Source organism: Phormidium pseudopriestleyi FRX01, assembly GCF_017313335.1.
GTDB lineage: Bacteria > Cyanobacteriota > Cyanobacteriia > Cyanobacteriales > Laspinemataceae > Laspinema > Laspinema pseudopriestleyi.
This window is the reverse complement of the sequence record NZ_JAFLQW010000270.1, coordinates 1-4,595: the sequence shown is the minus strand read 5'-3', so window position 1 is coordinate 4,595 and position 4,595 is coordinate 1. Positions and strand designations below refer to the sequence as shown.

The window sequence follows — 4,595 nt, the reverse complement described above, 5'->3', positions numbered from 1 at the left end:
GGAATTGCTACCCTGTAGTCCTGACATTGGCACAAGTAAACTGACAACCGGCTCAAGGTCAAGGGAACAGCAATGGTAAACTTAGTACCCTGTCCCAATACCGTCTCAACCTGCAAGGTTCCCCGCAGTCGCGCCACTTGATGTTGCACGATATCTAACCCCACCCCACGCCCGGATAAATCTGTCACTTTAGACGCCGTAGAAAATCCCGGAGTGAACAGAAATTGTAAAATCTCACTCGGGTTGGAATTCCCCAGAGATTGGGTTTGAGAAAACCCCTTTTCCGGATCAATCAGTCCCATTGCTAAGGCACGTTTGTAAACCTTCTGGGGATCAATCCCTCGTCCATCATCTTCCACCGTAATCACCAGTTGAGACCCTTCAATGGTGGCAGAGAAGGTGATTTGAGCAGTGGGTGATTTGCCGAGTGCTTTGCGTTCCGCTTTTAACTCGATCCCGTGATCAAAGGCATTGCGAAACAGATGGGTTAAGGGGGTTTGTAATTGTTCTAAAATCGGTTGATCCACCCGTTTATCTTTTCCCTGGATGACTAATTCGACTTGCTTGCCATACTGTCGTTGGAGGGTTTCCAAGGGGGTGATAAATCGCTCGGCGATCGCCCCAAAGGGAATCTGTCGGGAGTCGATGAGGTCCCGGTTCAGTTCGTTGAGGGATGTTTTTAGGCGATCGAGGGTTTGGTGGATGTCGGAGGCGATCGCCTCTAAGTTTGAAGGGGATGGGGAGAGGGTGGCGATCGCCGTTTGGAGTTTTTCTTGTTCCAGGGTGAGGAGATCGGATTCCATGACTAAATTACCCAGGGTATTACTCATCCGATCTAAGCGAGTGACGGGGACTCGCAGAGTGAGATTTGCCGGTGTCAGATCAGGATTAGGATTGACAATTAGGTATTTTAAAAACCGTTCTGGGATAGAGGAACGGGTTGCCTCTGATTGGGGAGAAATGCTGGATGGGGAGGATTCCGGTTGAGTGGGTGAGAGTGCTTTGGGTTGTGGGGACTGGGGGGTGAGGGTTTCTGTTCGGAAGGTGCGAATTCGGGTGATCGCGAGTTGTGCTAACTGTTCCGGTGGCGCTTGTTCCTGGGAGAGGGCGTCAGAAATTTCCCGACTGATGGTAGTTAACCCCTCTAACCCCAAGGTTTCCCCCAGGAGAGTGGATTCTTCTAAAAAAATGGTGAGACTGTTACTGAGTGAGGGTTCTGCGGAAGCGGGATTGTCAGCGAATTCAGCCAGCGATCGCGTCAGGCGTTGCAGACAGTCCTCTAAATCCACCTCCAAGGCAGTTTTCACAAAGGAGTTCACCGGGGAATCGGTGGTATTCGGGAATTCCTTCCCTGCGCCTTCTTCTTCCCAACTCTCCTGAATCGGAGGGGGTAAATCTTGGACAAAGCGATCGAGGGTTACGATCAGGTTCTGGAGTCGGCGATCGGAGGTTTGGGACTCGTTGCCATTCCAAGAACTCACGAGTAAATCGCCGATGGGATCGAGACTCAGAGATAAGAGTTCGTAGGCAGAGGGTAAGTGAGGGACTCGTCCATCATTGAGGGCGATTAATAACTCTTCGAGATAGTGTGCCAAGTGGGAGAGTTGCTGTAACCCGACGATTCCGGCACCGCCTTTGAGGGTATGGGCGGCGCGAATCAGGTCAGGGAAGGCAGCGGATAGGTTCTCCTGAGTGGCGGCTTTGCTGCTTAAGCACTGAATCCCTTGTTCTAAGGCGAGTAAGCATTCCGGTGCTTCTTCATGGAGGAAGCAGTGGCGAGCTTCTGGGTTGATGTTGGCGATCGCTGGGGAGTCGAGGCGGTGATTTTCTGGCACAGAGGCTTCGCGATGGGATGCTATCATCGAAATTCTCCGGCAGTTGGGGTACTGTAACGACTGAGGGCGTCAAATAGGGCGCTCACTTGGAGCAATCCCACCGGAAACCGACGCGGCGCGGCATCGCTGGGGGGTGAGATCCAGATTAAACCGGAAAACAGGGGACGGAGTAGGGATTTCCAGGGTTCTGGAATGGGTGTAAAGTGGGTGGAGTTGAGGGTGAGGGTGACGAGGCGATCGCAGACGACACAAGCTAAAGGAGTGACGGTGGATTCTTCCTCCTGGGGGTCCGGTTCTGGGGTGGGGTCCTGGCGAATCACGACCAAAGTTAACTCATCCCCTCGCGAGTGCGATCGGCGCGTCAGTCCCAAAACCTCGGTCAGAAAATCAGCCAAATCAATCACCCACAGCAGCTTACCTCCGGTATTGACTACCCCTAAAATTGCCTCGGGAACGCCGGGGATCGGACAAATTTGCCGTCGCGATCGGGCAATTTCCTCTACCACTTGCGCCATCGGCACCACGACTTGTACCTTGGGGCTTAATTGCAAACCTGCATACGTTATGAGCATTTTCCCGGTTATCCTATCGCACTTTGAATGGCTAGTTCCAATCTGCTTGCTATAGATTACGATAGTTCATTCCCCGGGGAAATGATGTTAAATCAGCCAGTTTGCAGAATCGTTTCTTTTTCAGAATCTGCCGTGCCGAGTAACTGCATTTCGATCGCCTTCAAGAGTTGTTGGGCATCAAAGGGTTTGGTGATATAATCATTCGCTCCCACCATCCGCGATCGCATTTTATCGATGAGCCCATCCCGTCCCGTCAACATCACAATCGGGATTTCCTGCAACAAACTCGACTGGCGCAACATCCGGCAGAGTTCATAGCCATTAATTTCGGGCATATTAATGTCCATCAACACCAACGCCGGTTTATAGCGCGCCAAAGTCGTTAACGCTTTCGCCGGTTCCGTTAACATCAAACAGCGGTATCCCCCCGCCTGCAAAATCGCACGAACGTGCCGCTGAGTTGTTTTACTATCATCAATACAGGCAATAATCGGCCCATTTTCTACTTTTTCCGACTGATAGGGCTTCACCCCAACCGCTTCCGCTTGCACCAAGGGTTGTAGTAACAGTCCTAAAGACAAAACATCAATTTTTAACCCTTGGGCCACTTCATACAGACACCCACCGCGATTTAAAACTTCAATCAGCCGTTTAATCCCTTCAACATTTTTAAACGTCGGCCAAAGCAGTTTAGGAATTTGCTCTAAATTCCTGATAAAAATTCTCTGAAACGGCGAGGCAATTTCTGTCCTAATTTTTCCCCACTTCCCAATTGCTTCCCGCATCGGTAAAATCGTCTGCTTCAAGGGCAGAGATAGCAGAATTGGGTCTAGTCCCACCGTCTTTTCAAATTGCAGTCCCGCTTGGGGTAAATTGAGGACCTGCACCAATGCTTCTTGGGTTAGTTTAAATAAGACTTCCCGCGCATGTTGTAAGGGAATTTTTCCGGCTTTCCAGTAATGGCAAATTGCCTGATAATCTGACTTAAACCCTTCTAGGGAAAGCTCTTTCAGTTCCGGTAGAAAGCGAGAGAGATAATAACTGAGGCGCTCTTTATATCCCGTTAGGCTACTGGCAAAATGCACCTTGCCATTACCAAAATAGACCCGCCAAAAGACGGAAGGGTCCGACGTATCGCGAATCGTCAGTCGCCCGGATAGATTGTTGATCACGATTTTTTGCAATGCCTTAGTCGGCGACCCAACAAGCTGGGCTGCTGCACTGCGAATACTCTCTTGTTTTTGCGGCTGAATTGTCTTGTTTTCTACCATGACTCTCTCTATATTTAGACTTAAATTTTACAAGAATCTTTCTTAGTTTTTAAAGCAGATTGCTGTCTCTAGTTTGCATAAATATGCTAAACAATTGTTGGCATTAAAGTGCTTGAATTCCCTGGCTCTTCTGATTTTTTATCAATTCATATCCTCATGTTCAAACCTTAATGTTTTTCTATTTTATCTAGTAGCTAAAGTTAATAGTGTTACAATTATAACATTCGGGAAGATGACCCTTCTGTTTTATAACAATTTCTTAACAATTTAGGATTTTTTAACAATTGGCGATAAAGCATCACGGGAAACTTTGTATTTAAAATTACTTAATCCATGTCAATCCGGTGAGAGAGTATAGTTACATGATGACTCCATTGCCTAGGGCGATCGCATCAGCCATCTGGCTGAATTTTTAAATCTGGTCTTTCGCAGTTCACAAAACTAACTTTAAAACCCGGCCCCTCCTAAAACCTCGGTCCACTACCTCCAGGTAAGAGCAGCGTTCTTTTGACAAACTATCTGGTAATTAGCAGCTAATTACCTACCGGAAAACTCTGGTTCTTGTCCTCTCAAATTAATTCCTCCCCCCTTGCCATAAAATTCAGCGATTAACTTTCATGAATTGAATCATTAAGTTGATAAATTGACGAAACCCAATAAAATAATTAAGGTTCTCAATACCCTCCACAACCGAGAGGCAATTCCTGATTTTACCTTTTCAACCCATAGAAAGGCTGACTTTCTCTATATGCTACAGCTTAACGGTTCCAGTGTTTTAAAACATCCGTATTTGACATCAATCATTTCTCCGTAACGATACGGAGGGCCTTGTTGGTAGTTATACGGAGGGATTGAGGCAGGTGGGGGAGATTGACTCAAGTCATTATCCCCCTTTTGTAGTAACGACTTCAGTCGTT

General features: G+C 47.8%; 3 protein-coding genes. All 3 read right to left on the bottom strand.

Going from position 1 to position 4,595, the window contains the following annotated elements:
* The coding region (locus tag J0895_RS09805) for a chemotaxis protein CheA (protein WP_207087917.1) at positions 1 to 1,862 on the bottom strand (1,862 nt) is incomplete at its 3' end.
* Entirely contained in the window at positions 1,859 to 2,407 is a 549-nt protein-coding gene (locus tag J0895_RS09800) for a chemotaxis protein CheW (RefSeq protein ID WP_207087916.1), read from the bottom strand. The genes J0895_RS09805 and J0895_RS09800, both read right to left, overlap by 4 nt.
* Before the next feature lie 92 nt (positions 2,408 to 2,499).
* Positions 2,500 to 3,678 carry a response regulator gene (locus tag J0895_RS09795; protein WP_207087915.1) on the bottom strand — a complete coding sequence of 393 codons (1,179 nt, stop codon included), beginning with the start codon at positions 3,676 to 3,678 and terminating at the stop codon, positions 2,500 to 2,502.
* Positions 3,679 to 4,595 lie beyond the last annotated feature (917 nt).